The organism is Candidatus Cryosericum odellii (genome assembly GCF_003570935.1).
Taxonomy (GTDB): domain Bacteria; phylum Caldisericota; class Caldisericia; order Cryosericales; family Cryosericaceae; genus Cryosericum; species Cryosericum odellii.
On record NZ_QXIU01000099.1, the window covers coordinates 1 to 4,889 of the forward strand.

General features: G+C 56.0%; 5 protein-coding genes. 3 read left to right on the top strand and 2 right to left on the bottom strand.

Going from position 1 to position 4,889, the window contains the following annotated elements:
• From SMC5_RS03930 to SMC5_RS03940, 3 genes are all read left to right on the top strand, one after another.
• The coding region (locus SMC5_RS03930; protein WP_455423448.1) for an AAA family ATPase at positions 1 to 531 on the top strand (531 nt) is incomplete at its 5' end.
• 17 nt (positions 532 to 548) lie between these two features.
• Positions 549 to 1,730 (top strand): alanine--tRNA ligase, encoded by a 1,182-nt coding sequence (locus tag SMC5_RS03935; RefSeq protein ID WP_119119679.1) that lies wholly within the window; start codon positions 549 to 551, stop codon positions 1,728 to 1,730.
• A 294-nt stretch (positions 1,731 to 2,024) separates the two neighbouring features.
• Positions 2,025 to 2,876: a bifunctional 5,10-methylenetetrahydrofolate dehydrogenase/5,10-methenyltetrahydrofolate cyclohydrolase gene (locus SMC5_RS03940; protein WP_119119680.1), complete on the top strand. Its 852-nt coding sequence runs from the start codon at positions 2,025 to 2,027 to the stop codon at positions 2,874 to 2,876.
• Between the two features lie 15 nt (positions 2,877 to 2,891).
• Here the strand turns inward: SMC5_RS03940 and SMC5_RS03945 are convergent, their stop codons facing one another.
• Together SMC5_RS03945 and SMC5_RS10650 are read right to left on the bottom strand one after the other, a co-directional pair.
• Positions 2,892 to 3,605, bottom strand: a complete 714-nt coding sequence (locus SMC5_RS03945) for a biotin--[acetyl-CoA-carboxylase] ligase (RefSeq protein ID WP_165846160.1) — start codon at positions 3,603 to 3,605, stop codon at positions 2,892 to 2,894.
• Positions 3,578 to 4,597, bottom strand: a complete 1,020-nt coding sequence (locus SMC5_RS10650) for a hypothetical protein (RefSeq protein ID WP_165846161.1) — start codon at positions 4,595 to 4,597, stop codon at positions 3,578 to 3,580. Before SMC5_RS10650 ends, SMC5_RS03945 begins: the two co-directional genes overlap by 28 nt.
• Positions 4,598 to 4,889: the final 292 nt, after the last annotated feature.

Below are 4,889 nucleotides of genomic sequence, written 5' to 3' on the forward strand. Positions count from 1 at the left end.
GACCTTGCCTCGGCATTCATCAAGTCGATGCGCGGATCTGATCCGGACGCTGCGCTGTACTACATGGCGCGCATGATCGACGCAGGAGACGACCCTCTCTTCGTGGCTCGGCGCATGATCATCTTCGCGGCAGAGGACGTCGGTCTGGCGAATCCGTTTGCCGTTGTAATGGCGATGGCGGCATACGATGCCGTGCATGCGGTGGGGTTGCCGGAAGCGATGCTGAACCTGACGGAGGCGGTCATCTACCTTGCAGGAAGTCGCAAGAACAATTCGGTGTTGGGCGCCATGCGCCGTGCACGAGATCTTGCACAACAGACGAAGAACGTCGACACCCCAATTCAGCTCAAGAACAGTCGCGCCGGGCAGGCATTGTACAAATATCCACACAATTTTCCTGGCAACTGGGTGGCTCAGGAGTACTTCCCTGATGAGGTGCATGACCGAGCCATCTATCTACCCACTGGAGCGGGGTACGAACATGTGATCATCGGGTATTTGAAATCGCTTCGTGCGAAAAAGCCGGAATAGGTACAGGGGAGTCCGACATGCAGAAAGGGTACTGGGAGGAAGGCAGCAAGCTCCAATTCGATGGAATCGTGACTGCAACCGTGGAGACGGAGCGCGGCCTTGTCGTCCGGTTCGAGAAAACATACTTTTATCCGGAGTGCGGTGGGCAACTCGCTGACGGAGGAACAGTCGGTGACATAACCATCCTTGACGCTCAACAGGATGAAGCCGGTCCATATGTTGTACTACCTCTGGGATCCTCTGCTGACGTCGGTCTGCATCTGCTCTGCGTTGTCGACGCCGAGAGACGGGGCCGTCACACGCAGCTGCATTCGGCTCAGCACATTCTAAGCAGGTTGCTGGATGACAGGGGCATTCGGACGCTGTCCTTTCACATGACCGAAGAGGAAGCCAGTATAGAGGTCGAGGCCACAGCGGTCAGCGGCAGTGTCCTGACAGAGATCGAAGACGCCGTAGAACAAGCTATCTGGCGGTGTCTACCGGTCGAGACGTTGTTTGTGGACAGGGCGGACATCGCTGCGTACGATGTGCGCAAGGTACCCGAACTTGCAGGTGGACCGCTCCGCCTTGTTCGGATCGGGGATCTGGACACCAATCCGTGTGGCGGAACTCACGTTGCGTCGACCGGCGAGATTGGTGCGTTTGCCATCATACGAAGTGACAAAGTGCGTGGTAACACTCGTCTCTACTTTGTTGCAGGGCGGACAGCGACGGCATATTACAGGCAAAACGACGCTGTGCTTCGGGAAATCGAACAGCAACTGACATGTGGGCTTGGCGATATCTTGGCTTCGATTGCGAGGTTGCAGCAGCGCGACCATGACGCAGCCAGGCAGGTCAAGGGTCTGCTGGCGATGGCTGCGGATGAGCTTGCTCACCAGGCTCTGGACGAGATCGCCTTACATGGTGTTGCCGTGATGGTTCTCGATGGGGTCCCCACCGAGCTCGCCCGCATGGTGACAGCCAAGTTGACTTCGGCTTCGGGCCCACTATGCATTCTCGTCTACCCTGGCGGCGGCACTGATGGGCAGTTCGTCTGCTCGGTGCCGATCGGCAGTGAGGCACTGCTGGCAACCTTCAGTGCACGGATGAAGGAGACCTTCGGTGCCAAATCGGGCGGTGCAGGAAGAGTCATTCAGGGAAAGGTTGACACACGCATGACTCTGGATCAGCTGAAACCTCTTCTGGTGACAGAATGAGCGTTGCCGGCGGGCAAACGGCAGGTCATTGATTGCATTAGCGTTCCAACTACACTGATGATAGAGGTGATTATCATTCCCATGTGGCGTTGCGCTGTTTGCGGGCTTCTGTACGACGGGGGAGAACCCTTCTTCGGCAGTTCTCCGTCGCGGAGGTCAGAGTGCACATGAGCAAGAACAAGTGGGGATGGCCCCGCCTGTGCCGGCACCAAGGTACTGCTTGGATATGATGGTAAACACTACACTCCCGGACCGGTCGGGTAGCCGGCGGGTCACCTCGAAAAGGAGATGAATATGGGATCAATCATGGAAGCATCATTGTTTACTCGTAAGATCGAGGCTGAGATCATTAAGGAGGTCGAGCGCTTAAAGTCGGAGGGACACAATCCTTCGCTGAGCGTGATTGTTGTTGGCAACAGCCCGTCGACCATGGTCTACTTCAAGAACATGTCACACAAGGGTGTGGAACTCGGGTTCTATGTTGAGCTTCGAAAAATCGATGAGTCAGTCGGAGCTGCCGAGGTACTTGACCTTATCCACAGGCTGAACGATTCGAAGGATGTCGACGGTATCCTGGTCGGGCTTCCCTTGCCAAAGGAATATGATGTGGATTCAATCTTGCACGGCATTAGTCCCGACAAGGATGTTGATGCGTTCCACCCTTTCAATATGGGGCAGTTGATGATTGGTAAGCCTCGCTTTGTCCCGGCCACTGCAAGATCGATTATCTCTCTCCTGGAGAACTATGGTGTTCGCATCCAGGGCAAGAACGCCGTCGTTGTAGGTCGTAGTAACATTGTGGGCAAGCCAGTTGCTTCCCTGCTGCTGCAGCGTGACGCCACGGTCACAGTATGCCACTCCAAGACCGTCGACCTTGCCAAGTATACACGCGAGGCAGACATTCTGGTCGTCTCGATGGGGAGACCAAGGGCGATTACGGCTGAGTACGTAAAGGATGGTGCTGTTGTCATCGACGTGGGCATCAATGATGTCAATGGGAAAATCGTAGGTGATGTCGATTTCGAGGGCGTTCGCTCGAAGGCATCGCTGATAACACCGGTGCCTGGTGGAGTCGGCGTACTGACGACCCTTATGCTGTTCGACAATGTCCTGAAGGCGGCCCGGCTCAACACCGATAAGCACTGAGTCGGTGAAAGCTGTTTACCAGTCGTAGACGCTGCCGGCGTCCACCTCCGTGAGTGACCCGTCAGGGTTCTTGAGGAGGAGGGCGCCGGTTTTTGACAATCCGCTCACCCGCCCCGACTCACGCTGATCGTTGAATTCCACCGTGACGAGTTCGTCCCGCAGGGCGAGATTGGCGTCCATCCAGGGACTGAAGGTGTCAAAGCCATGCAGAATGAGCAAGTTTATGTCCAGTTCTACCATGTCCAGGATGTTTTGGCAGAGGTGCCGTACGTCGACGCTGCGCCCCAATTCTTCTCTGAGCGAAGTCATATGTGACAACTGGTCCGGGGTTATGACGTTGTTGACGTTAAGGCCGATGCCCAGCAGCAGGGTTGTCGTTTCAGACTGAACGAGCGTCTCAGCAAGGATACCGCAGACCTTGCGACGTTTGACAAGCAAGTCATTAGGCCATTTGACGAGTGTGCGAACGCCAGTCTCAGTCACCACGACGCTTGCCACGGCGTGTGCTGCCACCATTGCAGACTGACGAACTGTCTCAGGCGACTGCACGGCCAGGGCCAGCGTAAGCCACAAGCCTCCTTGTGGCGAATTCCAGCTCTTGCCACGTCGCCCTCGCCCCGCCGACTGCTTTTCGGCAATGACGGCGAATGGCAGCAAATGACCCTCAAGTGCGATCTGGCGTGCAGTATCCTGTGTCGACGTTATGTTCGAATAGGTGATGAGTTCCATGGATCCTCGCGGATGGCATCCAGGAGTTCGCCGACGTGGCGTGGCGCGTTCGTGATGAAGACGCGTGCTCCACGGTCGACGAGACGGGTCAGCACGCATGCTCTCGTACTCATGGAAAGCATAGCGATGTCCTGTTGTCGCACGACGACGGCATCCAACCGAGGAAGACTGACCGGAACCAGGGTGCCAGAGATTGTGTCGGAAGGGCCGTGGTGAAGTGCGGCCGTTACGAAAAGCCTTTCAGCGGCAATACCACCTGACATGAGTTCCTCAATGAAGTCTGCTGTCCCTTCGTCAGTGCACATAGCCAAGACTGGTCCATCGGCGCCGGACAGCCCGTAGCCTCGTTGAACAATGACAGGCATTGAAGGCGCCAGAGTGATCGGTTGACTGTTCGGGACCCATGCTGCAACGGGGCATCCAGCAGTACAGACAAGTTGTTGAGCCACGTCCTGTACCATGGAGTTGTTGGAACCCGTGACCACAAGAAAGTCCGATCGCTCCTCGAGGAGATTCCACGCGAGAGCAACGGTGTTGGCCGCGTGATCGTGGACTCCCGACGGTCGGAAGTCGCAGTCGACCAGGCCTCCGATGGCCATATCGGCACCTGTGCCAAACCAGTTCCTGGCAGGACGGGCAGCTGCAAGTCCTGCAAACAACTGCAGATGCTTTGCAAGTTCTGGCAGCTCGAACGGTTGCTGTTTCAGGATGTCGACTAGTCGAGTGTACTGGGCAAGTGTTCCCATCACGATGCAGTCCACACGTCCTGCTTCCATGCGCAGAGCCCCTGATGGAACGGCAACCTCACCCCCTTTGGCCAGCATCTCCTGTTTCAGGATGTTGGCAGCCTGTGGGAGTAGACCATTCACTCGTATCACAAGGAATACCGCTTTGGCTGCCATGATATCGGCTCCCAAAGAGTAGCATTCCAGACCATTCAGAAGATCATGAGCCTGCTGAGCCGTTGACATATGCAAGAGTGAGAGTTCCACGGTCGCTCCTTTCCGTCGCGGCCGATCTCTTTCAACCGTGGCTCATAAATTGTATTCTCCTGCCTCGAGACTACAATATTAACAAGTCACGGGTCTATTCTGCAAGTCGGGAGGAATGGAATGAAGAAGCGCCTGTCAGTTCTGCTCAGTGTGATTCTCATACTGGGTCTGGTGTTCGCGAGCTTCCCGTTCAAGGTAGCCATGGCTGCCACGACTGTGAAGATAACCTTGCTCGAGACAAGTGACGTTCATGGGGTCATCTACCCGTATGATTACTTCAAGGACGCGCCCG